The 24,405-nt window shown below is 65.7% G+C and carries 25 protein-coding genes and 1 tRNA gene; 8 read left to right on the top strand and 18 right to left on the bottom strand.

Annotated elements, in window-relative coordinates; translation table 11 throughout:
* The first annotated feature begins 32 nt into the window (after positions 1–32).
* From OCK02_RS18615 to OCK02_RS18605, 3 genes are read left to right on the top strand one after another with little or no spacing between them, the layout of a single operon-like run.
* On the top strand, positions 33–1,604 hold the full coding sequence (locus tag OCK02_RS18615; RefSeq protein ID WP_263814329.1) for an undecaprenyl-phosphate glucose phosphotransferase: 1,572 nt from the start codon (positions 33–35) through the stop codon (positions 1,602–1,604).
* A 17-nt stretch (positions 1,605–1,621) separates the two neighbouring features.
* Positions 1,622–2,848 carry an O-antigen ligase family protein gene (locus OCK02_RS18610; RefSeq protein ID WP_263814481.1) on the top strand — a complete coding sequence of 409 codons (1,227 nt, stop codon included), beginning with the start codon at positions 1,622–1,624 and terminating at the stop codon, positions 2,846–2,848.
* Positions 2,845–3,999, top strand: coding sequence for a glycosyltransferase (locus tag OCK02_RS18605; RefSeq protein WP_263814328.1), 1,155 nt, complete (start codon positions 2,845–2,847; stop codon positions 3,997–3,999). The genes OCK02_RS18610 and OCK02_RS18605 overlap by 4 nt, the downstream gene beginning before the upstream one ends.
* Positions 4,000–4,054: 55 nt before the next feature.
* Here OCK02_RS18605 and OCK02_RS18600 read toward each other — a convergent pair whose 3' ends face one another.
* A complete protein-coding gene (locus OCK02_RS18600) occupies positions 4,055–4,555 on the bottom strand; it encodes a DUF4145 domain-containing protein (protein ID WP_263814327.1) in 501 nt (166 codons plus the stop codon).
* 516 nt (positions 4,556–5,071) lie between these two features.
* Between OCK02_RS18600 and OCK02_RS18595 the strand changes: the two genes are divergently transcribed.
* Positions 5,072–5,148, top strand: a tRNA-Pro gene (locus OCK02_RS18595).
* 213 nt (positions 5,149–5,361) lie between these two features.
* Here the strand turns inward: OCK02_RS18595 and OCK02_RS18590 are convergent.
* Complete coding sequence (locus OCK02_RS18590) at positions 5,362–5,709, bottom strand: DUF982 domain-containing protein (RefSeq protein ID WP_263814326.1); 348 nt, start codon at positions 5,707–5,709, stop codon at positions 5,362–5,364.
* A gap of 258 nt (positions 5,710–5,967) precedes the next feature.
* The gene (gene glgX / locus OCK02_RS18585; protein ID WP_263814325.1) at positions 5,968–8,058 is read right to left on the bottom strand and encodes a glycogen debranching protein GlgX; all 2,091 of its coding nucleotides are present in this window, start codon (positions 8,056–8,058) and stop codon (positions 5,968–5,970) included.
* Between the two features lie 291 nt (positions 8,059–8,349).
* Here glgX and OCK02_RS18580 point away from each other — a divergent pair, with 291 nt between their 5' ends.
* The gene (locus OCK02_RS18580; protein WP_263814324.1) at positions 8,350–8,565 is read left to right on the top strand and encodes a hypothetical protein; all 216 of its coding nucleotides are present in this window, start codon (positions 8,350–8,352) and stop codon (positions 8,563–8,565) included.
* Between the two features lie 52 nt (positions 8,566–8,617).
* On the top strand, positions 8,618–9,196 hold the full coding sequence (locus OCK02_RS18575; RefSeq protein ID WP_263814323.1) for a DNA-3-methyladenine glycosylase: 579 nt from the start codon (positions 8,618–8,620) through the stop codon (positions 9,194–9,196).
* A 52-nt stretch (positions 9,197–9,248) separates the two neighbouring features.
* Here OCK02_RS18575 and OCK02_RS18570 read toward each other — a convergent pair whose 3' ends face one another.
* The 6 genes from OCK02_RS18570 to OCK02_RS18545 all read right to left on the bottom strand — a co-directional run bounded on the left by OCK02_RS18570 (position 9,249) and on the right by OCK02_RS18545 (position 13,672).
* A complete protein-coding gene (locus OCK02_RS18570) occupies positions 9,249–9,779 on the bottom strand; it encodes a MerR family transcriptional regulator (protein WP_230803690.1) in 531 nt (176 codons plus the stop codon).
* 126 nt (positions 9,780–9,905) lie between these two features.
* Positions 9,906–10,244 carry an integration host factor subunit alpha gene (locus tag OCK02_RS18565; protein WP_230803689.1) on the bottom strand — a complete coding sequence of 113 codons (339 nt, stop codon included), beginning with the start codon at positions 10,242–10,244 and terminating at the stop codon, positions 9,906–9,908.
* A 106-nt stretch (positions 10,245–10,350) separates the two neighbouring features.
* The gene (locus OCK02_RS18560; RefSeq protein WP_263814322.1) at positions 10,351–11,322 is read right to left on the bottom strand and encodes a beta-ketoacyl-ACP synthase III; all 972 of its coding nucleotides are present in this window, start codon (positions 11,320–11,322) and stop codon (positions 10,351–10,353) included.
* Positions 11,323–11,330: 8 nt separating this feature from the next.
* Positions 11,331–12,389 carry a phosphate acyltransferase PlsX gene (plsX, locus tag OCK02_RS18555; protein WP_230803686.1) on the bottom strand — a complete coding sequence of 353 codons (1,059 nt, stop codon included), beginning with the start codon at positions 12,387–12,389 and terminating at the stop codon, positions 11,331–11,333.
* A gap of 102 nt (positions 12,390–12,491) precedes the next feature.
* Positions 12,492–13,043 (bottom strand): YceD family protein, encoded by a 552-nt coding sequence (locus OCK02_RS18550; protein ID WP_263814321.1) that lies wholly within the window; start codon positions 13,041–13,043, stop codon positions 12,492–12,494.
* 26 nt (positions 13,044–13,069) lie between these two features.
* Entirely contained in the window at positions 13,070–13,672 is a 603-nt protein-coding gene (locus tag OCK02_RS18545) for a ubiquinol-cytochrome C chaperone family protein (RefSeq protein ID WP_263814320.1), read from the bottom strand.
* Between the two features lie 78 nt (positions 13,673–13,750).
* Between OCK02_RS18545 and OCK02_RS18540 the strand changes: the two genes are divergently transcribed.
* Positions 13,751–14,242, top strand: a complete 492-nt coding sequence (locus OCK02_RS18540) for an outer membrane protein assembly factor BamE (protein WP_263814319.1) — start codon at positions 13,751–13,753, stop codon at positions 14,240–14,242.
* 69 nt (positions 14,243–14,311) lie between these two features.
* On the opposite strand, the gene OCK02_RS18535 is transcribed toward OCK02_RS18540, so the two are convergent.
* The 4 genes from OCK02_RS18535 to ribH all read right to left on the bottom strand — a co-directional run bounded on the left by OCK02_RS18535 (position 14,312) and on the right by ribH (position 18,811).
* The gene (locus OCK02_RS18535; RefSeq protein ID WP_263814318.1) at positions 14,312–16,447 is read right to left on the bottom strand and encodes a sodium-translocating pyrophosphatase; all 2,136 of its coding nucleotides are present in this window, start codon (positions 16,445–16,447) and stop codon (positions 14,312–14,314) included.
* A 188-nt stretch (positions 16,448–16,635) separates the two neighbouring features.
* On the bottom strand, positions 16,636–17,859 hold the full coding sequence (locus OCK02_RS18530) for an MFS transporter (RefSeq protein WP_263814317.1): 1,224 nt from the start codon (positions 17,857–17,859) through the stop codon (positions 16,636–16,638).
* A gap of 11 nt (positions 17,860–17,870) precedes the next feature.
* Positions 17,871–18,353: a transcription antitermination factor NusB gene (nusB, locus tag OCK02_RS18525; RefSeq protein WP_230803674.1), complete on the bottom strand. Its 483-nt coding sequence runs from the start codon at positions 18,351–18,353 to the stop codon at positions 17,871–17,873.
* Positions 18,350–18,811 (bottom strand): 6,7-dimethyl-8-ribityllumazine synthase, encoded by a 462-nt coding sequence (gene ribH / locus OCK02_RS18520; RefSeq protein WP_263814316.1) that lies wholly within the window; start codon positions 18,809–18,811, stop codon positions 18,350–18,352. Before ribH ends, nusB begins: the two co-directional genes overlap by 4 nt.
* Before the next feature lie 217 nt (positions 18,812–19,028).
* On the opposite strand from ribH, the gene OCK02_RS18515 reads away from it, so the two are divergent.
* On the top strand, positions 19,029–19,541 hold the full coding sequence (locus OCK02_RS18515; RefSeq protein ID WP_263814315.1) for a cupin domain-containing protein: 513 nt from the start codon (positions 19,029–19,031) through the stop codon (positions 19,539–19,541).
* A gap of 214 nt (positions 19,542–19,755) precedes the next feature.
* Here the strand turns inward: OCK02_RS18515 and OCK02_RS18510 are convergent, their stop codons facing one another.
* The 5 genes from OCK02_RS18510 to glyA form a co-directional block, all read right to left on the bottom strand.
* Entirely contained in the window at positions 19,756–20,565 is an 810-nt protein-coding gene (locus tag OCK02_RS18510; RefSeq protein ID WP_263814314.1) for a Hint domain-containing protein, read from the bottom strand.
* A gap of 205 nt (positions 20,566–20,770) precedes the next feature.
* Positions 20,771–21,391: a riboflavin synthase gene (locus OCK02_RS18505; protein WP_263814313.1), complete on the bottom strand. Its 621-nt coding sequence runs from the start codon at positions 21,389–21,391 to the stop codon at positions 20,771–20,773.
* Positions 21,373–22,500, bottom strand: a complete 1,128-nt coding sequence (ribD, locus tag OCK02_RS18500) for a bifunctional diaminohydroxyphosphoribosylaminopyrimidine deaminase/5-amino-6-(5-phosphoribosylamino)uracil reductase RibD (RefSeq protein ID WP_263814312.1) — start codon at positions 22,498–22,500, stop codon at positions 21,373–21,375. The genes OCK02_RS18505 and ribD overlap by 19 nt, the downstream gene beginning before the upstream one ends.
* 2 nt (positions 22,501–22,502) lie before the next feature.
* Entirely contained in the window at positions 22,503–22,982 is a 480-nt protein-coding gene (nrdR, locus tag OCK02_RS18495; RefSeq protein WP_230803659.1) for a transcriptional regulator NrdR, read from the bottom strand.
* Positions 22,983–22,991: 9 nt separating this feature from the next.
* Positions 22,992–24,290 carry a serine hydroxymethyltransferase gene (gene glyA, locus OCK02_RS18490; protein ID WP_263814311.1) on the bottom strand — a complete coding sequence of 433 codons (1,299 nt, stop codon included), beginning with the start codon at positions 24,288–24,290 and terminating at the stop codon, positions 22,992–22,994.
* Positions 24,291–24,405 lie beyond the last annotated feature (115 nt).

Genomic DNA, 24,405 nt, shown 5'->3' with positions numbered 1-24,405 from the left:
ATCCGGTCGGGATTAACGTCCCGGGTGGAACCATGAACCATATCGACAAGCCAGATGCCTTCGATCCCGAGCAGATCCGGCGCAAGGTGTCGGAGGTGCGCACGATTGCCCAGGGCGTGCAGCCGGACCAGGAGGACGGCGGCAAGACGGTCGAGCTGAATGCGCTCGCGCAGCAGATCGCCCTGCAGTTCCGCGCCGAGAGCTATTCGCCGAACATGATCACCGGACTGCTGCGGCTTTTGGAGTTCAGCGTGCTGTTCCTGATCGGCTATGCGACCACCACCTTCTACGTCGCCCCGCCGATGGACCTCGTCCTGTTCTATGTCGGCGTGGTCGCCGGCGGGTCGGCGCTCGGGGTTCTCCTGCTGCATCTCGTCGATGCCTACCAGATCCCCTCGCTGCGCGCCGCCTGGCGGATGATCCCACGAATCCTTGGCGCCTGGGCGGTCGCCTTCGCGGCCATGGCGCTGGCGCTGTTCTTCTTCAAGACGGCGGAGACGACCTCCCGCGTCTGGTTCGTGCTGTGGTTCGTGCTCGGTGCGCTCTATCTCGTCACCGAGCGGCAGCTGATCGCCTATTCGATCCGGCGCTGGGCCCGCAACGGCACGATGGAACGGCGCGCGGTGATCGCCGGCGGCGGCGAACCCGCCAAGGAGCTGATCCGCGCGCTGGAACGCCAGCCGGAGAACGACATCCGCATCTGCGGCATCTTCGACGACCGCGACGAGCGCCGTTCGCCATCGGTCGTGGCGGGCTATCCGAAACTCGGGACGATCGCCGAGCTGGTCGAATTCGCGCGGCTTGCCCGCATCGACATGCTGATCATCTCGCTGCCGCTTTCGGCCGAGGCCCGCATCCTGTCGCTTTTGAAGAAGCTCTGGGTGCTGCCGGTCGACATCCGGCTTGCGGCGCATTCGAACGGTCTGCGCTTCCGTCCGCGCAGCTATTCGCAGGTCGGCGCCGTGCACATGCTCGACATCTTCGACAAGCCGATCGCCGACTGGGACAGGGTCGCCAAGCGCATCTTCGACATCGTCTTCAGCGTGGTGGCGCTGCTCTTGCTCTGGCCGGTCATGATCGGGGCGGCGCTGGCGGTGAAATTCACCTCCAGGGGGCCGATCATCTTCAAGCAGAAGCGCCACGGCTTCAACAACGAGGTGATCGAGGTCTACAAGTTCCGCTCGATGTACACCGACATGGCCGACCCGACGGCGAAGGCCGCCGTCACCAAGGGCGATCCGCGCGTCACCCCGGTCGGCCGCTTCATCCGCAAGACCTCGATCGACGAGCTGCCGCAGCTCTTCAACGTGCTGAAAGGCGAGCTGTCGCTCGTCGGCCCGCGCCCGCATGCGATCCAGGCGCAGACGAACGACCGCAAGTATGTCGACGTGGTCGAGGGCTACTTCGCCCGCCACCGGGTCAAGCCCGGCGTCACCGGCTGGGCGCAGATCAACGGCTGGCGCGGCGAGATCGACCATGACGACAAGATCCGCTACCGCACCGAGTTCGACCTCTACTACATCGAGAACTGGTCGCTGCTGTTCGACCTGAAGATCCTGTTCCTGACGCCGATCAGGCTGCTCAATACGGAAAATGCATATTGAGTACCGCCGCGATCCCGATGCGCCAGCCGATGCGGCCGCAGCTTGCGACCATCGGCCTCATCGCGTCGACGCTGGTGACGCTCGGGGTGTTCCTGTCCGGCTTCGTGATTTCCGAGCCGGCGCCCTACGAACTCTTCATGGTCGGGCTGATCGGGATCTGGGCCGTCCTCGGCCTGCGCATCTCGCGCAGCGTCGCGCCGCTGCTCGCGCTCTACCTCGCCTTCAACGTCGGCGGCATGCTGTCGCTCACCGTCATGCAGGACATGGCGGGCGGGCCGATGTATGTCGCCGTCTCGCTGTTTCTGGCACTCTCCGCCGTCTTCTTCGCCGCCATCATCGAGGCGAAGCCGCAGCGGCTGCAACTGATCTTCCGCGCCTGGGTCGCCAGCGCGCTGATCACCGCATCCCTCGGCATCCTCGGCTATTTCAATGCCTTTCCCGGCAGCGAGGCCTTCACGCTCTACGACCGCGCCAAGGGCGCGTTCCAGGATCCCAACGTGTTCGGTCCCTTCCTGGTGGCCCCTGCCCTCTACCTGATGCACGGCCTGCTGGCGAACCGGCTGAGCCAGGCGCCGCTGAACGTCGCCGGCCTCCTGGTGATCGCGCTCGCGCTCTTCCTGTCGTTTTCGCGGGCCGCCTGGGCGCTGTTCCTGTTTTCCGCCTGCGCCATGGTCTTCGTGATGCTGCTCAAGGAGCGGACCGGCGCCTTCCGGCTGAAGATCCTCACGCTGAGCATCGTCGCGGTCGGCGCGATGGCGCTCGCCCTCATCGTCGCGCTGCAGATCCCGCAGGTCGCCGACCTCTTCTCCAGCCGCACCCAGCTCGTGCAGGACTATGACGGCGGCCATCTCGGCCGCTTCGCCCGGCACAGGCTCGGCTTTCTGATGTCGATGGAGCATCCGCTCGGGATCGGCCCGATGGTGTTCAGCACGATCTTTCCCGAAGACGAGCACAATATCTGGCTGAAGTCGCTGACGAGCTACGGCTGGCTCGGCTTCCTGTCCTACCTGACGCTGGTGGTCTGGACGCTCTGGGCCGGGTTTCGCAACCTGCTGCTCAACCGGCCCTGGCAGCCCTACCTGATGATCGCCTACATCGCCTTCATCGGCCATACCGCCATCGGCTTCGTCATCGATACCGACCACTGGCGCCACTTCTACCTGATCGTCGGCATCGTCTGGGGCTGTTTCGCGCTCGAGCACCGTCACCGGCGGCAGCACCTTGCCGTGAGGCGGGCGCCATGAAGCGGCCCCGCGACCGGGCGACGCGCCCCCTGCGGCTGATGCAGGTGCTGGAACCGAGCGGCGGCGGCTCGGGCCGGCATTTCCTCGACCTCTGCCGCGGCCTGAAGCAGCGCGGGCACGTCGTGCACGCCGCCTATTCGCCACGCCGGGCCGAAGAGCGCTTCGTCGGCGAACTCCTGTCGCTCGGGCTCGACGGCATACATCCCGTCGACATGGCGCGCGCGCCCGGACCATCGGATTTCGGCGCCTGGCGGCGCCTGCGCGGCCTGATGCGCGAACACGGACCGTTCGACGCCGTCCACGGCCACAGCTCCAAGGCCGGCGCGCTGACGCGCCTCCGCCTGCCCGGCCCGCACGTGCCGCGGATCTATACCCCGCATGCCTTCCGCACCATGGATCCGGGCCTGGGGCCGGCCGGATACTTCGTCTACGGCCTGATCGAGCGTTGCCTTGCCCGCTTCCTGACCGACCAGCTGATCTGCGTCTCCGCCGACGAATACGCCCATGCGCGTGCGCTCGGCATGTCGCGCAGGAAGCTCTCGATCATCGTCAACGGTGTCGAGGAACCAGCCCACGGCCTGCGCCGGCGCATCCGCGCCGAGCTGGCGCTTCCCGACAATGCGCTCGTCTTCGGCTTCGTCGGCAGGCTCTCGGCGCAGAAGGCGCCCGAACGGCTGATCGACGCCTTCACCATCGCCGCCCGCACGCTGCCGCATGCCCATCTGCTGATGGTCGGCTCGGGCGAGCTCGAGCGGCAGGTGCGCGAGAGGATCGCCAAAAGCCCCGCCGCCGACCGCATCCGGCTGACCATGCACTATACCGGCCGCCAGGCGATGGACGCGATCGACGTGCTGGCGATGCCGAGCCGCTACGAGGCGATGTCCTACGTGATGCTGGAGGCCGCCGCGGCCGGCAGGCCGCTGGTCCTGACCGAGGTCGGCGGCGCCTCGACGGTGCTGGAGGACGGCCGCAACGGCATCCTCGTCGCCAATGTCGACGACCCCGCCCAGTTCGCCCGCGCCCTGGTCAAGGCCTCCGACCCCAAGCGCCTCGCCCGCTACGAGACCGAAGCGGCGCGGAAGCAGGGCGACTACGGCCTGCCGCGGATGATCGCGGAGACGGAGGCGGTGTATCGGCGGATGGCGAAGTGAGGGGTGGGGCGAGTCGGCGGTTCGGGCGCGCTGTCAGCTTCCCAAGCGGTCTGTTTTAGATTGTTTTGTTATCACCATCTGGCGTAGTCTCCTCAACGGCTCTGAGCGCCTTTGCGTCAATCTTCGCGGCTTTCTGAAGCTCTCTTTTACTGGTTACAGCCGCTGCAAGAGCAGCGCTACTGGCCTTGCGTCTCTCGCGCTCAATATACCAGCTACGAAACAAATATTCGATGAGTGCAACAAGGCGATCGGCCTCCTCCTCATCCACGTCGATAATTACATTTGTGTTCTTATCCATATGAGCGCCGATATCGCCAATGGAACGCACATTCTGAATATCTGTCCAGGTGCTATGATCAATCTTATCTTTCACATAGCTAAGCTCAGCGCCCAATTCACCCTTTCTGTTCTCTGGGATATCAAAGAAGTCGCGAACAATCCCCTGCAGGCAGCGTCTCGACAGTGCGGCAGACGCCGAACCGCTAATGGGTGCAACAAGGACTGCCTCACGATAGGATTTCCGAATCGGTTCAGGGATAGCGTCGGGTAGGGTCATGACGCTCCCTTCTGGGAGAAGTCTTCGCAAAAGATGGACGGCGCCGTATCTTACTGGCTGCCTTGGGCCATTTGATATGATGTTTCTTATGCTGACATCGACAGTCAAAGATCGGCAGTTGGGATTTGGACAAGAGATTGATGTGCACATAAGTGCAATGCCGTCACCTAAGCTCGACCTTTCATTCAAGGCAGCGTTGGAGACGGTGCGGTTGACATCGAGGATCGTAGAAAAATGTTGGCAATGAGGACATTGCCAATTCTGAGGCGCCATCTGTTGCTCCTAGACCTTAATCTGCGAGCGTGAGTTGACATTCTGCCGCTAACTATCTCAAAAGTCTTCGAGAACGATGTGATCGTGAAGGTTGTCTACACATTATTAAAGAACGATACCAGAACAACCGACAGGCTTCCCGTCCTCTATCCATAGCTTTCTCGCAGTCTCTTCTTTTTTCCACCTCCCACCCATTTTTGCCCTTGCTTCCAAATGCCCGAGACTATAGGGCTTTCCTCGGTTCGGAGCGTAGCGCAGCCCGGTAGCGCACTTGACTGGGGGTCAAGGGGTCGTGGGTTCGAATCCCGCCGCTCCGACCATTTTCCCTTCCCCATCATCGAGATATCGCTGGCAGTTGCTCCCCAGACAGGGGTGGCACCCATCCTCGTGCAGAACGGGCTGTCAGTGGCCTGCCGCGCCCCCTGCTCCGTCTCGATTTGCCCAGATTGCGTCGCTTGAGGCCGGCGGACCGAAAGCCGATGCCGGCCTGATCCTTCGATACGATGACCTGCCGACAGTCCCGGCGTTGCGCCTCAGGCGCCGGCGAGGGCGTGCGCCATGCGGGTGGTGGCGGCGATGCGGCCGTCGGCGGGGGAGAACGGGGCGCGGAGCGCGGCCTGCCGCTGGCGGTCGCCGGCGACCGGCATGCCGGCCTCGAGGCAGGCGAAGGCGAAGGCCTCGCGGGCGACCGGCGCGGGCAAGGACCGTCCCAGCGCCTCGCGGCACTGGCGGATCGCCCGCTCGTAGAGCACGCCGTCACGGGTCGGCCATTCGTTTTCGAGGAAATCCAGCGCGTCGTAGATGCAGGAGAAGGTGCGCGTCAGTCCGGATTGCAGATGAACGCGGACCGGATCGGTCCAGCGCGGATAGAGGCTGTTCATTTCGGGGTCTCCTGGGCCCTGCATGCTTCTGTGCGCATCCGATAGGTGAGTCGCATGACGATATCGCGACGGCTGCCCGTCGCGTTTCCCCGACTGCATCCCTTGACGGCATGGCCTGACGGCTGCGCGGACGGGGAACGCCGAGCGCGGCGGCTTCTTCCGCCCCGATGGGGAAATTGGTCAAAGGCGACGGGCGGCCCCCGGGCTGCAGGCGAAGGCGGCCCCGCGGCCCATGTGGCCGAACCTGCGGGTTCCGCCTCAGCCCGCCGGCGAGAAGACGAGCACGCTGGCGCCGGGCGAGGTCACCTGCTCCTGCGCTTCCATCTCCTCGAACGGTGCTCCGGCGCCGGTGTCGAGAAGGCGCCGCCAGCGCGTCACGCCATTCGGCGACGGCAGCCGGATCTCGCTGTCGCCGCCGGCGTTGAACACGAGCAGAAGGTGGTCGGCGACGTGTTGCCCGTCTTCGGCCTGGACCGTCTTCGCCAGATAGAGCATGACGAAACGACGGCCGGCGTCGCCCCAGGCCGCCTCGTCCATCGCCTGGCCGTCTTCCCGGTACCAGGCGATCTCCGTCGGGCCGTCGCCGCTGTCGCCGTCCGCGAACCGCTCCGGCCGCAGGCAGCCGTGTTCCTTGCGCAGCGCGATCATCCGGCGGCAGAAATCGAGGAAGGGGTCGTCGCGGCCGCTCCAGTCGGTCCAGCCAATCTCGTTGTCCTGGCAGTAGGCGTTGTTGTTGCCGCCCTGGCTGTTTCCCGCCTCGTCGCCGCCGAGGATCATCGGCACGCCCTGGCTGAGCAGCAGCGTCGCCATCATGTTGCGGCGGCGGCGGGCACGCGCCTCGGCGATGCCGGGATCATCCGTCGGCCCTTCCCATCCCATGTTGTGCGAATGGTTGGCCGAATGGCCGTCGCGGTTGTCCTCGCCGTTCGCCTCATTGTGCTTGCCGTCATAGGAGACGGTGTCGGCCAGGGTGAAGCCGTCATGGGCGCTCAGCAGGTTGACCGAGGTGGTCGCGCCGCGGTCGGAATGGTTGAACTGCACGGCCGAGCCGGTCAGGCGCTGCGACAGGCCGGAGACCAGCCCCTCGTCGCCCCTCCAGTAGCGGCGCACGTCGTCGCGGTACTTGTCGTTCCATTCGCGGAACGGATGCGGGAAACCGCCGACCTGGTAGCCGCCGTCGCCGACGTCCCACGGCTCGGCGATCAGCTTGACGCCGGCGAGCACCGGATCCTGCCGGATCGCGTCGAAGAAGCCGCCGTCGCGGTCGAACTCGACGTGGCGGGTGCGGCCGAGCGTGCTGGCGAGATCGAAGCGGAAACCGTCGACATGCATGACGCCGACCCAGTAGCGCAGGCTGTCGAGCACCATGCGCAGCACCATCGGATGGGCGACGTTCAGCGTGTTGCCGGTTCCGGTCGTGTCGTAGCTGTGGCGCTTGTCCTCCGGCGACAGGCGGTAGTAGCTGAGATTGTCCAGCCCGCGGAAACTCAGGGTCGGGCCGCGTTCCGAGCCTTCGGCGGTGTGGTTGTAGACCACGTCCATGATCACCTCGATGCCGGCCTTGTGGAAGCGCTTGACCATCGTCTTGAATTCGGTGATCCGATCGCCGGACATGAAGCGCGGCTGCGGCGCGAAGAAGCCGAGCGTCTGGTAGCCCCAGTAGTTCTTCAGCCCCTTTTCGAGCAGGTAGCGATCGTCGGGGAAATACTGGATCGGCAGGACCTCGACCGCGGTGATGCCGAGTTTCACCAGATGGTCGACGATCGGATCGCTGCACATGCCGAGGAAGGTGCCGCGCAGGTCCTCGGGCACGTCGGGGTGCAGCATCGTCATGCCGCGCACATGCGCCTCGTAGATGATCGTGTCGGTCCAGGGCCGGCGGATCGCCTCGTCGCCGTCCCAGTCGAAATTCGGGTCCTGCACCACGCCCTTCAGCGCAAACGGCGCACTGTCGCGCTCGTCGAAGGAGAGATCGCCCTCCTCCGCCCCGATCCGGTAGCCGTAGAGCGCGTCGTCCCAGACGAGCTCGCCCTTGACCTGCTTGGCATAGGGATCGAGCAGCAGCTTGTTCGGGTTGAAGCGGTGGCCGGCGGAGGGGTCATAGGGGCCGTGCGCGCGGTAGCCGTAGACGGTGCCGGGCTTCAGCCCCGCGATATAGCCGGACCAGATGTCGCCCTCGCGCTTGGGCAGCGCCATCCGCGCCGTCTCCTCCCTGCCGTCGGGCGAGAAGAGGCAGAGATCGATGCTTTCGGCATGGGCGGAGAACACCGCGAAATGCACGCCGCCGCCGGTGAACTCGGCACCCAGTTCAGGCTTGAGAAAGTCGAGTTCGGAGAAGGTCATGGCCATCGTCGTGCCGCCCCATCGGTTCGTTTGGTTTTGAGATCTGCCCTCGGGCCTTTGCCAGTATGACATGGGCCGGCGTGACATTTCGGGTGTGACATTGCCGATGCCCCTGCGCCGATGTGTCCCCTGTGCCCGGCCAGCCTGTCCCGGCCGGCGTGCTGACGCCGTGCCTGCAACGCGGCACCGGGGCGAAAGTTCCGCGCAGGCGCGCCCGGCAATGCAAATACCGCCACGACCGGGAACGGAACTTTCCGCCCTTCCTCGTCATTTCCCGAGGCAGGAAGGCAGGTTGTCATGATCCCCTCCCATCCTCCATTGAATGTGCATTACGATCCGGCGAGCAAGACCGCCCTGCTCCAATTCGGCAGGCGCAGCACCGTGCTGCACGACCTTCCGACCCTGCAGAAGGCCGAGGACGCGGCCCGCGAGTTCGCCGCGAGCAACTGGGGCTATGTCGAAGAGAAAGCGGGCGCGCCGCCGGAAGACCACCCTGCGGCCGGCAACGCCTGAGCCCCGCCGCCGTCCCGTTGCGATCCGGCCCTCGGGATGGCACAAGGCGGAGATGGGCCAGGGTGACATAGACCAGAGTGATGCGACGGGCTGGCAGGACTTCTTCGATCGCGACGCGCAGGCCGTCGCCCCGGACCTGATCGGCGTGCAGCTTGCGATCGACGACGTCGGCGGCGTGATCGTGGAGACGGAAGCCTATGCGCCCGACGACCCCGCCTCGCACAGCTTCCGCGGCGAGACCCCGCGCAACCGGGCGATGTTCGGCCCGCCCGCCCATGCCTATGTCTATCGTTCCTACGGCATCCACTGGTGCCTGAACCTGGTCTGCCGTCCCGGCAGCGCGGTGCTGATCCGTGCGATCGAGCCGACGATGGGGATCGAGGCGATGCGCAAGCGGCGCGGGCTGGACGATCTGCGGCGGCTTTGCGCCGGTCCCGGCCGACTCTGCCAGGCGCTCGGCGTGACGGACTCGCTCGACGGCCTGCCCGTCACGCTTCCGCCGTTCCGGATCGCGCCCGCGACGGCACCAGCGATCGTAGGCTCCGGCGTCCGCATCGGGTTGACCAAGGCGGTCGACGTTCCCTGGCGGTTCGGGCTGGGCGGCTCACCGTTCCTGAGCCGCAAGCTCTGAGGGGTATTTCGGCCGGGGCCGGCCGGCGTTCGCCCGCCAGATGCAGCTTCCGCTATCTCACCTGGTCGAGCAGGCGCTTGCATTCCAAGAGGTCGTAGAGCGCTTCCTGGAGAAGGGCGCGATCCTCCTTGCCGACGCTGCTCTTGCCGATCGAGATTTCCGGCGCATCCTCGTTGCCGCCGCCGACGAAGGAGAAGAAGCGGCGGCTGGTCGGCGCCTTGGCGCGGCCGACGATCTGGTCGTCGTCCGCCGTCTTCGGCGCCGCCGGCTCCTCCTGGCTGGCGGCGGCCAGCGCCTCGACGGTGGCAAGGTCGCCGCTGGCGATGGCCGCCACGAACTTGTTGCCGTTGTTCTTCAGGAGTTTCTGGACGCCCTTGATCGTATAGCCGTGATCGTAGAGCAGGTGGCGAATGCCCTTCAAAAGCTCGACGTCGTCGGGGCGGTAGTAGCGTCGCCCGCCGCCGCGCTTCATCGGCTTGATCTGGGAAAACCGCGTCTCCCAGAAGCGCAGGACATGCTGCGGCAGGTCGAGATCGTCCGCGACCTCGCTGATGGTGCGGAAGGCGTCGGGGCTCTTCTCCATCGAAACTCCTCACCGAAAAGCTTTTTCGACTCACGTTCCGGGCGCGCCGGCTGAGTCTTTGCATTTCAGCGGGTTGTCACACTTTTTTCAAGCGGAGAATCGGGGCCGTCCCAAGGCGATCCGCGATCAGGGCGCCGGCGCCTGCACCTTCTGCCTGGTCTTGCGGGCGGTGTGGGCCTTGAGAACGCGCTGCTTGAGCACGTTGGAGGCCTTGAACGTCATGACCCGACGCGGCGAGATCGGCACTTCCTCGCCCGTCTTCGGGTTGCGGCCGATGCGCTCGTTCTTGTCGCGGACCTGGAACGTCGCGAAGGATGACAGCTTCACGCTTTCGCCACGGACGATGGCATTGCAGATCTCATCGATCACGGTTTCGACGAGTTCCGCCGATTCTGTCCTGGAGAGACCGACCTTCCGAAAAACGGATTCGGCCAAATCTGCGCGTGTCACGGTTTTGCCGCTCATCTTCTCCCACCGTTTTCTTATTGAAAGCGCTTGCTTATCCGGCAAGAGTATTGCCCTTGCCGCTGTCGGTCAAGCACCGTTGAAGTAGGGGGCCGGGGCATTCCGCCTACCAGCGAAGCAGCACCGCGCCCCAGGTGAAACCACCGCCCATCGCCTCCAGCAGCACCAGGTCGCCCTTATTGATACGACCGTCGGCGGCAGCGGATGCGAGCGCCAGCGGGATGGAGGCGGCGGACGTGTTGCCGTGCAGGTCGACGGTGACGACGACTTTTTCCGGCGGAATGCCGAGCTTCTTGGCCGATCCGTCGATGATGCGGCGGTTGGCCTGGTGCGGAACCAGCCAGTCGAGGTCCTCGATCGACAGCCCGGTGGCGTCGAAGGCGGCGACGATCACGTCGGTGATCATGCCGACGGCATGCTTGAAGACCTCGCGGCCCTCCATGCGCAGATGGCCGACAGTGCCGGTGGTCGACGGTCCGCCGTCGACGTAGAGCTTGTCGAGATGGGCGCCGTCGGAACGGAGCTGGGCCGTCAGCACGCCGCGGTCGGCCACCGTCCCCTCGCCCTCCTGCGCCTCCAGCACGATCGCGCCCGCACCGTCGCCGAAGAGCACGCAGGTCGTGCGGTCGGTCCAGTCGAGGATGCGCGAGAAGGTCTCCGCGCCGATGACCAGCACCCGGCGCGCCAGTCCGCCGCGGATATAGGCGTCGGCCGTCGCCATGCCGTAGACGAAGCCCGAACAGACCGCCTGGAGGTCGAAGGCGTAGCCATGGTGCATGCCGAGGCGGTTCTGGATGTTGACGGCGGTGGCCGGGAAGGTGTTGTCCGGAGTGGAGGTCGCGACGATGATGAGGTCGATGTCGGCCGCCGTCAGCCCTGCCCTGTCGAGCGCCTCGCGCGCCGCCGCCTCGCCAAGCGAGGCCGTCGTCTCGCCTTCGCCGGCGACGTAGCGCTGGCGGATGCCGGTCCGCTGCACGATCCACTCGTCGGACGTGTCGACCATGCTCTCCAGCTCACGATTGGTGAGCACCCGCTTCGGGAGCGACGTCCCGAAACCGCGAACCACTGAACGGATCATCTTTGTTCCTATATCCCGTCGCTCATGCTGCCGGCCGCGCCTTCGACGGGTCTGTCTGCATGATACCTCTTGAGGTCTTCTTCTATCTTTTCCTTCAGGCCGTTGCGAGCCATGTCGTAGCCGACGTCCACCGCCGCCGCGAAGCCCTCGGCATCGGTGCCGCCATGGCTCTTGATGACGATGCCGTTGAGACCGAGGAAGACGCCGCCATTGACCTTGCGCGGGTCCATCTTCTCGCGCACGCGGTCGAAGGCGCTCTTGGCGAGGATGTAGCCGAGCTTGGCCATCCAGGTCCGCGACATGGCCGCGCGCAGGTATTCGGCGATCTGCCGAGCCGTGCCCTCGGCCGCCTTCAGCGCGATGTTGCCGGCGAAGCCTTCGGTGACGACGACGTCGACCGTGCCGCGGCCGATATCGTCGCCCTCGACGAATCCATAATAGTCGATCGTGTCAAAATTGGCCTCGCGGATGAGCTGGCCCGCCGCCTTGACCTCTTCCTGGCCCTTGATCTCCTCGACGCCGACATTCAGCAGGCCGAGCGTCGGGCGCTCGATCTCGAACAGCGCGCGCGCCATGGCCCCGCCCATCAGGGCGAAATCGAACAGCTGGTTGGCGTCGGCGCCGATCGTGGCGCCGATGTCGAGCACGATGCTCTCGCCCTTCAGCGTCGGCCAGATGCCGGCGATCGCCGGCCGCTCGATGTCGGACATCATGCGCAGGCAGAATTTCGCCATCGCCATCAGCGCGCCGGTATTGCCGGCGGAGACGGCGACGTCCGCGTCACCCTTCGCGACTGCGTCGAGCGCCATCCACATCGACGACTTGTTGCGGCCGCGACGCAGCGCCTGGCTCGGCTTCTCGTCCATGGCGATCGCGATCTCGCAATCGGTGAACGTGCTCGCTTCCTTGAGTTTGGGATAGCTGTCGAGCAGCGGCAGGCATTGGGAAGCAATGCCGAACAGGCAGAAACGAATGTCGGGGTGACGTTCGAGCGCCTTGGCTATGCCAGGGATGACGACCTGCGGGCCGTAATCGCCACCCATGACATCGACGGAAATTCTGACCACGCGAGTCCAGTCCTTGTTCTCCAGCCCCGGGGGCGGAATTTCGGTCAAAATACCGCTTTTCATCCGGGTGACAACTGAATTGTCGAGGGCCCGAAAGCCCATTCAGCTCTTTTTCCAGTCCTTCAATGCAGCAAACGGCGACGGTTTTGCGTCATCGGCTTCCGCACTCTCCACGTGAGCGGAAAAGGCGACACCCTCCTTGCGCGGATAGGGATCGATCGCCATCGCGGCATATTCGGCGGCGACCGCGCCGGCGTCGATCGTGTCGCCGTGGAAGGTCTCGGGACTGTCGGGCCCATCCGGGTCCAGCAGCATCTCGCCGCTGTCGGTCAGGGCCGCCCGGGCGAGCTTGGAGCCCTCCGGTACGAAGATCGCATCCACCGGCTCGTCGATCTTCGAGGCGACCGGCTCGAGCGTGACGACGCAGGTCTGCACGATCTCGGTCGCGACCCGGCCCTTCAGCCGGACGCCGTCCTTCTTCCAGCGCCGGACCTCGAATTCGGCCGAGAACGCCTTGACCTCGACGACGCCCCACTGCCGCGCCAGAACCCGGCATTCCGCCGGGTCGGCGGCGATCTTCACCGTCACCGGGTTGGAGGAGATGTGTCCCACCTTCACGAGATAGGAGAACGGCTGGTCTTCGATGTTCTTCATGGTCCTGTCCTTGGCGGCCTGCCGTCTCAGGTGGCCGGGCCCGCCGGAGGCAGCAGCGCCTCCCCGGCTTCGACGGTCGCCTCGTCCAGCGCCGTCAGATGAGCCTCGGCGGCAAAGAGATAGCGCGCCAGTTCCTGCATGTCTGGGCCGTCTTCGCCCGTTTCCGGATAGATATTGCGTTTCAGCGCCTGCGCAAGGGCCGTCTCGTCGCCGGCGTCGAGGGCGGCTGCATAAGATTCCAGCCGGCCGTAGAAGCGGGCGGCGAGCTTCTTCATCCGCTTCGGCACGCCGACGTCGCTGATGCCGAGTTCCCGGATCGAATGATCGATGTCCTGGAAGAAGGCGTCAACGATCTGCTGGGCGATCTCCTGGCCCGACGTCGCCGATGCACGGGTGCGGCGGAAGTAGACGATCATCACCGCCGACAGCATCTCCAGCCGTCCCATCACCGTGTCGGGCACATCGAGGCGCTCGTAGAGATAGGGCTGCCGGGCGGCCGCGGTCAGGTGGCCGTACTGGCGCTCGACGATCCGCTGGTTTGCGTTTTTTTTCTTCAGCAGGCCGAAAATCATCATAACGCCCAGTTTTGGCTGATTGAAGGAGCGAGCGCTGCCAGTGTCGTGTTGCATGACAGCCGAAGCTGGTTTACCGAAGCACCCACGAATTGCAATGGCTTGCCGGCCATCTTAGGCTCAAGGGGATTGTCGTTGAAGAGACGCTATTTTGGGACTGACATGAAATTGCTACGCAATGCAGCCATTGCCATCGGCCTTTCCACCATTCTTGCAGGATGCCAGACCGGCGAGATCCTGAACCAGGGCTATGTCGTCGACGAACAGACGCTGGCGCTCGCCCCGGTCGGCTCCTCGCGCGAACAGGTGCTGCTGTCGCTCGGCACCCCCTCGACGACGGCGACCTTCGACACCGAGGTCTTCTACTACATCTCGCAGAAGCGTTCGCGCCCGGTCGCCTTCATGAAACCGAAGCTGATCGAGCAGAGCATCCTGACGGTCTATTTCAACAAGGAAGGCAACGTGGATCGCCTTGCCAACTATACGATGAAGGACGGCGTGCCGTTCGACATGATCTCGCGCACCACGCCGACCGGCGGCGTCGAGCAGACCTTCCTCGGACAGCTCCTGAAGGGCGGCGCCGATCCGAACGCAGCGATCCGCAACGCACTCAGCCAGCCGCAATAACGGCGCCTGCGATCCCCATGCAAAAGGCCGCGGAGCTTGCTCTCCGCGGCCTTTCTCGTTTGCCTGCCCTCAAGCCAGGACGGCCAGGAGCAGAAGTGCGACGATGTTGGTGATCTTGATCGCCGGGTTCACCGCCGGGCCGGCCGTGTCCTTGTAGGGATCGCCGACCGTGTCGCCGGTGACGGACGCCTTGTGGGCCTCGGATCCCTTCATGTGGCGATGGCCGTCCTTGTCGACGAAGCCGTCCTCGAAGCTCTTCTTGGCATTGTCCCAGGCGCCGCCGCCGGAGGTCATCGAGATGGCCACGAACAGGCCGTTGACGATGACGCCGAGCAGCGAGGCGCCAAGAGCCGCAAAGGCCGAGGCCTTGGAGCCGGAGATCAGCAGCACGCCGAAATAGACGACGAGCGGCGCCAGAACCGGCAGCAGCGAGGGCACGATCATCTCGCGGATCGCGGCCTTGGTCAGAAGGTCGACGGCGCGGCCGTAGTTCGGCTTGTCCGTGCCCTGCATGATGCCGGGCTTCTCCTTGAACTGCCGGCGCACCTCCTCGACGATCGCGCCTGCGGCCCGGCCGACGGCGGTCATCGCGATGCCGCCGAAGAGGTAGGGGATCAGCCCGCCGAAGATCAGCCCCGCCACCACATAGGGATTGGAGAGATCGAAGGAGATCTCGCCCATGCCGGCAAAGTACGGATAGCGCTCCGGATTGGCGGCAAAGTAGGCGAGGTCGTTCGAATAGGCGGCGAACAGCACGAGCGCGCCGAGGCCGGCCGAGCCGATCGCATAGCCCTTGGTGACGGCCTTGGTGGTGTTGCCGACCGCGTCGAGCGCGTCGGTGGACTTGCGCACCTCCGGCGGCAGGTGCGACATTTCGGCGATGCCGCCGGCATTGTCGGTCACCGGACCGAAGGCGTCGAGCGCCACGATCATCCCGGCAAGCCCCAGCATGGCGGTGACCGCGATGCCGGTGCCGAACAGGCCGGCGAGCTGGTAGGTGGAGATGATGCCGCCGACGATGACGATCGCCGGGAGTGCCGTCGATTCCAGCGAGACGGCAAGGCCCTGGATGACGTTTGTGCCGTGGCCGGTCACCGAAGCCTGCGCGATCGAGTTGACCGGCCGCTTGTTGGTGCCGGTGTAGTACTCGGTGATGACCACGATCAGCGCGGTGACGACGAGGCCGAGCAGGCCGCAGACGAACAGGTTCGCCCCCGTCACCTCGACGCCGCCACCCATGCCGATCGAACCCCAGCCGACCGTCAGCGAGGTCGCGGCCGCAAGGCCCAGGATCGACAGCAGACCGGTGGCGATCAGGCCCTTGTAGAGGGCGCCCATGATCGAGTTGTTGGTTCCGAGCTTGACGAAGAAGGTGCCGATGATCGAGGTGATCACGCAGGCCGCGCAGATCGCCAGCGGATAGACCATCGCCGCGGCCAGCACCGGCGTTCCGGCGAAGAAGATCGCCGCCAGCACCATGGTCGCCACGACCGAGACGGCATAGGTCTCGAACAGGTCGGCCGCCATGCCGGCGCAGTCGCCGACATTGTCGCCGACGTTGTCGGCGATCGTGGCCGGGTTGCGCGGGTCGTCCTCGGGAATGCCGGCCTCGACCTTGCCGACGAGGTCGCCGCCGACGTCCGCACCCTTGGTGAAGATGCCGCCGCCGAGACGGGCGAAGATGGAGATGAGCGAGGCGCCGAAGCCGAGTGCCACGAGCGAATCGATGACCTCGCGGGCGGCCGGATCATGGCCGAGGACCGCGGTCAGGTACCAGTAGTAGATCGAGACGCCGAGGAGCGCCAGGCCCGCCACCAGCATGCCGGTGATGGCGCCGGACTTGAAGGCGATCTCGAGGCCGGCCGCCAGGCTGACCGAAGACGCCTGCGCCGTGCGCACGTTGGCGCGGACGGAGACGTGCATGCCGATGAAGCCGGCGACGCCGGACAGCACCGCGCCGATCAGAAAGCCGATGGCGGCGGTGGATGACAGAAGAAGCCAGGCGGCGATGAAGACGACGATCCCGACGATTGCAATGGTCTTGTACTGGCGGGTGAGATAGGCCTGAGCCCCCTCCCGGATATAGCCTGCAATTTCCTGCATGCGGGCGTTCCCCTGATCGGCGGCAAGCACCGACCGCGTCGCCCAGATGGCATAGACCACCGAGAGCAACCCGCATGCGATAACGCCCAACAATATGGCCATTTCGCTATTTCCTCCTGTGAGGCCGCAGTTCCCAGAGCTACGGCCATAAAAAACGCCAGCGACCCGATTGCCTCCTCACAAAACGGGCGGTTGACGACAGGGGCAGAGTGCAAGTGCGAATCGCCCGCGTCAAGACGCAGGCGCCAGATCACAATGATCGGCAGGGCTTATCCTGCCAAAGGCGCAGATCAGCGGGCCCTTGCCCGCGTGCGGTAGAGCAGCATCAAAACGAGGAAGAGGCTGATACCCGTCACCGGCCAGAAGACGAGGTTGATGGTCTGCCAGCCATAGGCGGTGAAGACCTTGCCGGAGGAGAAGGACGCGAGCGCGACCGTGCCGAAGAGGACGATGTCGTGGAAGCCCTGGACCTTGTCGGCCTCGTGTGGCCGGTAGCTGGAGGCGACGATCGCCGTCGAACCGATGAAGCCGAAGTTCCAGCCGACGCCGAGCAGGATCAGCGCCCCCCAGAAGTTCCAGAGCGCGATGCCCATGTGGGCAATCGCCGCGCAGGCCATCAGGATCAGGAGGCCGGCCGCGACCACCTTCTCGGTGCCGAAGTGCTGGATCAGCATGCCGGTGAAGAAGCTCGGCGCGAACATGGCGAGCACGTGCCACTGGATGCCGAGGGTGGCGAGTTCCGGCGAGAAGCCGCAGCCGATCACCATGGCGAGCGGCGCACCGGTCATCATGAAGGTCATCAGCGCATAGGTGGCGATGCCGCAGACCATGCCGGTCAGGAAGCGCTGGGTGAGCACGATCTCGGCGAGCGGCCGGGCGGGCGCCGCCTGCACGCCTGCCGAAACCCTGGTCTCCGGCAGGCGCAGCATCAGAAACAGCACGATCGCCGACAGGCACAGCGGGACGAGCGCCACGAAGGCGCCGGCAAAGAGCACGGGCTCGAAGAGATCCTTGGTGAAGATGACGAGCTGGGGGCCGAGGATGGCGGAAACGACGCCGCCCGCGAGGATCCAGGAGATCGCCCGCGGCTTGTAGAACGAAGGCGAGGCATCGGCTGCGGCAAAGCGGATCTTCTGGGCAAAGCCGCTCGAGATCCCGACCATCAGGAAGCCCGCCGCCATCAGCCAGAAATCGGAGCGGAACAGCGCGATCGCCGAAAGCAGGCCGCCGGCTGCGCCCAGCAGCGCGCCGACGATGAAGCCGTTGGCACGGCCGAGCGCGCGCGCAAGGATGGCGACGAGGACGGCGCCAAGGGCGACGCCGACGTTGAAACCCGTCAGCGGCGCGGTGGCGAGCGACTTGTCCTCGCCCAGCAGCTGGTAGCCGGCAAGCCCGCCGACGGCGAAGACGATCGGTCCCGCCGAGGCGAGGATCGCCTGCGCCGCCGACAGCAGAAACACGTTGCGGCGCGCGGCAGCCAGTTCGCCTTCCAGACCTTGCGCTGCAACCGTCATCGCAGGAACCTCTAGGCCTTCCGCTCCGTGCGGACCTGCTTGGCGATCCGGTCGAGCACGGCGTTGACGAGCTTCGGCTCGTCGTCCTCGAAGAAGGCCTTGGCGATCTCGACATATTCGGTGACGATGACCGCCACCGGCACGTCCTTGCGCTCGATGAGCTCGAAGACGCCGGCGCGCAGGATCGCGCGCACCGTCGCATCGAGCCGCGACAGCGCCCAGTCGTCCTGCAGCGCGCCGCCGATCAGCGGATCGAGCTTGCGCTGGTCGCGCACGACGCCGGAGACGATCGAGCGGAACCAGGCGGGATCCGCCTTCAGGTAGGTCTCGCCGTCGATCTCCTGGCCGAGACGATGCGCCTCGAACTCGGCGACGATCTCCAGGACCCCGCTGCCGCTGATGTCCATCTGGTAGAGCGCCTGAACGGCCGCAAGGCGGGCCGCCCCGCGCTGGTTCGCCTGTCTTACCGGCTGGTCCGATTTGTCCTTGGTCACGATACGCCGCCCAGTTTCTTCTTCAGTTCGATCATCTTAAGCGCAGCGCGCGCAGCGAACCCGCCCTTGTCGCCCTCGGAGCGGCGGGCGCGCGCCCAGGCCTGCTCGTCGTTCTCGACCGTCAGGATGCCGTTGCCGATCGGCAGGCTTTCGCTGACGGTCAGGTCCATGATGGCACGGCAGGATTCGTTGGCGACGATGTCGAAATGATAGGTCTCGCCGCGGATGACCATACCGAGAGCGACGAAACCGTCATATTCGGTGCCGCCATAGTCCATGCCGTCGAGCGCCATGGAGATGGCGCCGGGGATCTCCAGCGCGCCGGGAACCGTGACGATGTCGTAGGTCGCCCCCGCAGCGTCGAGCGCCGCCTTGGCGCCGTCGAGCAGCGCGTCCGCCATGTCGTCGTAGAAGCGTGCCTCGACGACGAGGAGATGTGGGGTTTCAGCATTTGCCATGGGTCACCCGAACGTTGGAAAAGTGGCACGCGGATCGTCGCGGCAGAGGCGCGGTCAAACCACGACGGGCCGGCGATGGCAAGGAAATTCGCACACATCTGTGCGAATCCCGCAAACCATGCGCAATGTGTCGCAGGCGCGATCCGGGCACGTGTCCCGATCGCTGTCGCTGAAGTCGCGGCGGGAGCGTCACAGCCGCCATCGGAGGAACCGGATCATGGAAAAGCTTCCAAAACCCGTCATCAACCCGAGCCGGTCGAAGCTCGATCACTGGACGAGAGGCAGCCTCTACGAATCGCGCGACATCGCATTCGGCCAGCTGCTCGGGCTGAAGAACCTCGGGATCGGCTACAGCGAGGTACCGCCGGGCAAGTCCGGCTGTCCGTTCCATAGCCACCATGTCGAGGAGGAGCTCTTCGTCATCCTCGAAGGAACCGGCACCTACCGCTTCGGCGAGACCCGCCATCCGGTCGGGCCGGGCGATGTGCTCGGCGCACCGGCCGGCGGGGCGGACACGGCCCATCACCTGGTCAATACCGGAGCGGTGCCGCTGAAGTACCTGTCGATCTCGACCATGGCCGCAACCGAGATCTGCGAATATCCGGACTCCGGCAAGTTCCTCGCCAAGACCCGCAAGGAAGCCGGCGGCCCCGTCGAGTTCCGCTACCTCGGCCGGCTGGAGAGCGCCGTCGATTACTGGGAGGGCGAGCCGGGCGCGGACGAGAGCTGATTGAACGCTCCCCTCCCCGACGCAGATGGCTCTGCCCCGTCAAGGCGGCAAGGCGCGAAACCGTCGCGCGCTGGAGACCGGATCAAGTCCGGCACGACGGCACCCGTGGTGACCTGCTCGAACGATTGCCGGGCACAAGGCCTTGCCCGGTCGGAGCCGCGGACCGCGGCTGCTTCCGGGACAAGCGGGCTCCCGCGGGGGAGCCCGGGCCGGCTCAGGCGAGCGTTCTTGCACGCTCGGCAAGCCGCACATGGGCGTCGCCGATCGGGTCGTCCCTCCTGGCGAACGGCATCACGACCGTCCGCAGCAGGGCCTTGAGGTGATCGCGGCCGCGCTGGTGCATGACCGGGGCGAAGGACGCCATGGTGAGCGTGGCCGCATCCGGCATGACCTTGGTCACCTCGGCGAAATTCGCGAAGATCTCGTAATTGGCCGCCTCGATGCGGAAGGTCTCGGCCGGCGCACCCTCGGCCAGCACGATCTCGTGGCTGTCCAGCAGGATGTGGAAATAATCGGCCGTATCATGCCCCTTCGGCATTGCCGGAACGATCGAACGACCGTTGGCCAGGTCCTTGGCCTGGATCAGCACGCCGTCCACATGCAGGTGGTGGTAGGGCGAAAGATAGAGGTCCTTCGCCGGAACGCCATCGGCGAGCGCATCGCGCGCGATGCGGATCGGCATCACGTTCCTCGTCCAGGCGGAGCCCGTCCGCTTGAAGGTCTGCCGGCCGATCCAGCGAACGGCCATGCTCTTGCCGGTCACCGTGGTGATATGGTCGCCGACGCGAAGGTTCTCGACCAGCACTTCCCCCTTCGGGGTCGCGATCGCAGTGCCGCGCAGGAAACAGCGCGGGCCCCAGCCCGGCTTGCCCTTGCGCCCGCGATGGGCGAGCGCGCTGCCGGGAAACATGCTCGTCGCGGCGACGCCGATGGCCGCTGCCTTCGCACCCGCGGCCACGGCCGCGCCGAGGAAATTCCGTCGAGCCCGGTTGAACTCGGAACGTTGCTTACCGCTCGTAGACATAGCTTCCTCCTTGCACCGCTATCCGCTACCGTACACACCACATCCTGCCGCAATCAGGGATGTTAAGGAACATGCGTCCACTCGCTCCGCGCCCCCGAATACGGTGGCGCCGGATACCCCGGAGGGGATAGCGATCGGTCTTCAGGAGGAGGGCGTACCGCTAAAGTGGATATCCGCCAGCGGAGCTAGACCTCGAACGAACGATCTAGATCGTCTTTGAGGTCGGGAATTCGGCGAGGCGGGCGGCATAGCGCGCCATGGTGTCGACCTCGAAGTTGACGAAATCGCCAGCCTTGCGCTCGCCCCATGTCGTCACCTCGAGCGTGTGCCGGATCAACAGGACGTCGAACACGTCGCCCTCGACCCGGTTGACCGTGAGCGAGGTGCCGTCGAGCGCCACCGAACCCTTTGGCGCGACGAAGCGCTCGAGACCGGCCGGGGCGCGCAGCGTATAGCGGGTGGCGTCGCCTTCGGCCTCGACGGACAGGATCTCCGCCTTGCCGTCGACATGGCCGGAGACGAGATGGCCGCCGAGTTCGTCGCCGATCTTCAGCGAGCGTTCGAGATTGACGCGCGTGCCCGCCTCCCAGGCGGCGATCGTCGTCAGCCGCAGCGCCTCTTCCCAGGCCTCGACCTCGAACCAGCGTTCGTTGGAGCCTGCCGTGGGCAGCGCCGTCACCGTCAGGCAGGTGCCGGCATGGGAGATCGAGGCGCCCATGTCGATCGTCGAGGGGTCGTAGGCCGTGCGCACGCGCAGCCGCACGCCCTCGTTCATGGGTTCGACCCGCTCGACCGTGCCGACATCCGTTACGATTCCAGTGAACATGACCAGTCTCTTTCGTATTCTTCCAACAAATCGGGGCCGAACCGCAGGGTACGCACGAGCGAGAAGCCTGCGGGCGCCGTTCCGGGCACAAGTGGGGATCGGATCCCCCCTTCGCCAATGGGGACCGCCCCCGCGTAGAGATGGATGCGGTCGACGAGGCCCGCCGAAAGGAAGCTCGACGCGACGGACGCGCCCCCTTCCACCAGAAGCGAGGCAATGCCGCGCGATGCCAGCGCCGCCAGGAGAACCGGCAGCTTGTGCGGATCGCACTGCACGACCTCGACGCCCGCCTCGTCCAGCACCGAGCGGCGGGCGAGAAACGCCTGGTCCTCGGCCTCGTCGAAGCGCGGCGGCTCGGTCGCAATCGCCATCACCGGCACCGTGTTCGCGGTGAGCGCCAGCTTCCCATAGGGCGGCAGCCTCAGGTCGCGATCGAGCACGATGCGGATCGGCGAGCGGTCGCCGAGCCCTGGCAGGCGGCAGGTCAGTTCCGGATCGTCCGCCTCGGCCGTGCCGACGCCGATCAGGATCGCATCGCTCGCCGCCCGAAGGACCTGCACCTGCCCGCGCGCGACGGGGCCGGTGACGACAAGCTGGCCGGCGCCCAGCCGGCCGATCATGCCGTCCGGAGAAACCGCCAGCTTGAGAGTAACATAGGGACGTTTCTTCACCTGCCGCATGAGATAGGCGGCCAGAGCCCGGCGCCCGTCTTCAGCCAGCACGCCGGTCTCGACAGCGATCCCCGCCGCCTCGAGCATGGCAATTCCCCTGCCCGAGACGCGCTCGTCCGGATCGCGCACGGCCACCACCACCCGCGCAACCCCCGCCTCGATCAGCGCATCGGCGCAGGGCGGCGTCCTGCCGTGGTGAGAACAGGGCTCGAGGGTAACGTAGGCGGTTGCACCGCGCGCCGCCTCGCCCGCTTCGCCAAGTGCCATGCGTTCGGCATGCGGGCGGCCGCCGATGTCGGTGACGCCGGTGGCAAGAACGCGCCCGTCCTTGACCAGCACGCAGCCGACGGACGGATTGGTGCCGGTGCGCCCGAGATTGCGCAGGCTCAGCCGGATCGCGGCGGCCATGAAGCGCTGGTCTTCCGCCGCATCCGCCATGTTCAGCCCTCGTCGCCGGGGTCGCGCGCGATCTTCGCGGCGACCTCGCTGAGCGTCTTTTCGAAATCGTCCACATGGGAGAAATCACGGTAGACGGAGGCGTAGCGGACGAAGGCCACGTCATCCAGCGCCTTCAGCGCCTCCAGCACCTGCAAGCCGATCTGCTCCGAAGAGATCTCGGTCTCACCCGAGCTCTCCAGCCTGCGGACGATGCCCGAGACCGCCCGCTCGATCCGGTCGCGATCGACCGGCCGCTTGCGCAGCGCGATCTCGAACGACTTCATCAGCTTCTCGCGCTCGAAGGGGGCCTTCTTGCCCGTCTTCTTCAGCACCATCAGGTCACGCAGTTGCACCCGCTCGAAGGTGGTGAAACGGCCGCCGCAATCCGGGCAGATGCGGCGGCGGCGGATGGCGGTCCCGTCCTCTGCAGGACGGGAATCCTTCACCTGGGTATCTTCCGAGGCGCAATAGGGGCAGCGCATGCCGCCTCCTTACATGTAGGGATACATCGGGAAGCGGTCGGTCAGCTTGACCACCTTCTCCCGGACCGCAGCCTCGACGGCAGCATTGCCCTCGTCGGAATTGGCAACCTTCAGGCCATCGAGGACCTCGACGATCAGGTTGCCGATCTCCTTGAACTCGGCCTCCTTGAAGCCGCGCGTGGTGCCTGCCGGCGTGCCGAGGCGGATGCCTGACGTAACGAAGGGCTTTTCGGGATCGAAGGGGATGCCGTTCTTGTTGCAGGTGATGTAGCCGCGGCCGAGCGCGGCCTCGGCGCGCTTGCCGGTGGCGTTCTTCTTGCGCAGGTCGACCAGCATCAGGTGGTTGTCGGTGCCGCCGGAGACGATGTCGAGGCCGCCTGCGATCAGCGTCTCGGCCAGTGCCTTGGCGTTCTTGACGATCTGGGCGGCATAGTCCTTGAAGTCCGGCTTGAGCGCCTCGCCGAAGGCCACGGCCTTGGCAGCGATGATGTGCATCAGCGGGCCGCCCTGCAGGCCCGGGAAGACGGCCGAGTTGATCTTCTTTGCGATGTCCTCGTCATTGGTCAGGACGACGCCGCCGCGCGGGCCGCGCAGCGACTTGTGCGTCGTGGTGGTGGCGACGTGGCAATGCGGGAACGGCGAGGGATGCTGGCCACCGGCGACGAGGCCGGCGATGTGGGCCATGTCGACCATCAGGTAGGCGCCGACCGAATCGGCGATCTCGCGGAAACGCTTCCAGTCCCAGATGCGCGAATAGGCGGTGCCTCCGGCGATGATGAGCTTCGGCTTGTGCTGCTCGGCCTTGCGCGCCACGTCGTCCATGTCGAGCAGGTTGTCGCCTTCGCGCACGCCGTAGGAGACGACGTTGAACCACTTGCCGGACATGTTGACCGGCGAGCCGTGGGTCAGGTGGCCGCCCGAGTTCAGGTCGAGGCCCATGAAGGTGTCGCCCGGCTGGAGCAGCGCCAGGAACACCGCCTGGTTCATCTGCGAACCGGAGTTCGGCTGGACGTTGGCGAAGTTGACGCCGAACAGCTTCTTGGCGCGCTCGATCGCCAGTTCCTCGGCGATGTCGACGAACTGGCAGCCGCCGTAGTAGCGCTTGCCCGGATAGCCTTCGGCGTACTTGTTGGTCATGATCGAGCCCTGGGCTTCGAGCACGGCGCGCGAGACGATGTTCTCGGAAGCGATCAGTTCGATCTCATGGCGCTGGCGGCCGAGTTCCTTCTCGATCGCGCCGAAAATATCCGGATCGGTATCGGCAAGCGAGCGGGAGAAGAATGCTTCGGTGTTGGAAGAAAGGCTCATCCTCGAGGCTCCTGTAAGACGGTGGCACGGTGTTTATCGTCCTCGCATGGCAAGGGCAATATCCGCTGTGCCGATTGCGGCATTTCGAGCCGGGCTTTGGAACAATTACGACGCC

It is taken from the genome of Rhizobium sp. TRM96647 (genome assembly GCF_025780115.1).
GTDB lineage: Bacteria > Pseudomonadota > Alphaproteobacteria > Rhizobiales > Rhizobiaceae > Mycoplana.
The sequence above is the reverse complement of the archived record's forward strand: the minus strand, read 5'-3'. Positions and strand labels throughout refer to the sequence as shown.

Excerpts from the sequence above, each read along its gene's own strand:
- OCK02_RS18615 (WP_263814329.1), top strand. The coding sequence starts at position 33 with ATGAACCATATCGACAAGCCAGATGCCTTCGATCCCGAGCAGATCCGG.
- OCK02_RS18610 (WP_263814481.1), top strand. The coding sequence starts at position 1,622 with ATGCGCCAGCCGATGCGGCCGCAGCTTGCGACCATCGGCCTCATCGCG.
- OCK02_RS18605 (WP_263814328.1), top strand. The coding sequence starts at position 2,845 with ATGAAGCGGCCCCGCGACCGGGCGACGCGCCCCCTGCGGCTGATGCAG.
- OCK02_RS18600 (WP_263814327.1), bottom strand. The coding sequence starts at position 4,555 with ATGACCCTACCCGACGCTATCCCTGAACCGATTCGGAAATCCTATCGT.
- OCK02_RS18590 (WP_263814326.1), bottom strand. The coding sequence starts at position 5,709 with ATGAACAGCCTCTATCCGCGCTGGACCGATCCGGTCCGCGTTCATCTG.
- glgX (WP_263814325.1), bottom strand. The coding sequence starts at position 8,058 with ATGGCCATGACCTTCTCCGAACTCGACTTTCTCAAGCCTGAACTGGGT.
- OCK02_RS18580 (WP_263814324.1), top strand. The coding sequence starts at position 8,350 with ATGATCCCCTCCCATCCTCCATTGAATGTGCATTACGATCCGGCGAGC.
- OCK02_RS18575 (WP_263814323.1), top strand. The coding sequence starts at position 8,618 with ATGGGCCAGGGTGACATAGACCAGAGTGATGCGACGGGCTGGCAGGAC.
- OCK02_RS18570 (WP_230803690.1), bottom strand. The coding sequence starts at position 9,779 with ATGGAGAAGAGCCCCGACGCCTTCCGCACCATCAGCGAGGTCGCGGAC.
- OCK02_RS18565 (WP_230803689.1), bottom strand. The coding sequence starts at position 10,244 with ATGAGCGGCAAAACCGTGACACGCGCAGATTTGGCCGAATCCGTTTTT.
- OCK02_RS18560 (WP_263814322.1), bottom strand. The coding sequence starts at position 11,322 with ATGATCCGTTCAGTGGTTCGCGGTTTCGGGACGTCGCTCCCGAAGCGG.
- OCK02_RS18550 (WP_263814321.1), bottom strand. The coding sequence starts at position 13,043 with ATGAAGAACATCGAAGACCAGCCGTTCTCCTATCTCGTGAAGGTGGGA.
- OCK02_RS18545 (WP_263814320.1), bottom strand. The coding sequence starts at position 13,672 with ATGCAACACGACACTGGCAGCGCTCGCTCCTTCAATCAGCCAAAACTG.
- OCK02_RS18535 (WP_263814318.1), bottom strand. The coding sequence starts at position 16,447 with ATGGCCATATTGTTGGGCGTTATCGCATGCGGGTTGCTCTCGGTGGTC.
- OCK02_RS18530 (WP_263814317.1), bottom strand. The coding sequence starts at position 17,859 with ATGACGGTTGCAGCGCAAGGTCTGGAAGGCGAACTGGCTGCCGCGCGC.
- ribH (WP_263814316.1), bottom strand. The coding sequence starts at position 18,811 with ATGGCAAATGCTGAAACCCCACATCTCCTCGTCGTCGAGGCACGCTTC.
- OCK02_RS18515 (WP_263814315.1), top strand. The coding sequence starts at position 19,029 with ATGGAAAAGCTTCCAAAACCCGTCATCAACCCGAGCCGGTCGAAGCTC.
- OCK02_RS18510 (WP_263814314.1), bottom strand. The coding sequence starts at position 20,565 with ATGTCTACGAGCGGTAAGCAACGTTCCGAGTTCAACCGGGCTCGACGG.
- OCK02_RS18505 (WP_263814313.1), bottom strand. The coding sequence starts at position 21,391 with ATGTTCACTGGAATCGTAACGGATGTCGGCACGGTCGAGCGGGTCGAA.
- ribD (WP_263814312.1), bottom strand. The coding sequence starts at position 22,500 with ATGGCGGATGCGGCGGAAGACCAGCGCTTCATGGCCGCCGCGATCCGG.
- nrdR (WP_230803659.1), bottom strand. The coding sequence starts at position 22,982 with ATGCGCTGCCCCTATTGCGCCTCGGAAGATACCCAGGTGAAGGATTCC.
- glyA (WP_263814311.1), bottom strand. The coding sequence starts at position 24,290 with ATGAGCCTTTCTTCCAACACCGAAGCATTCTTCTCCCGCTCGCTTGCC.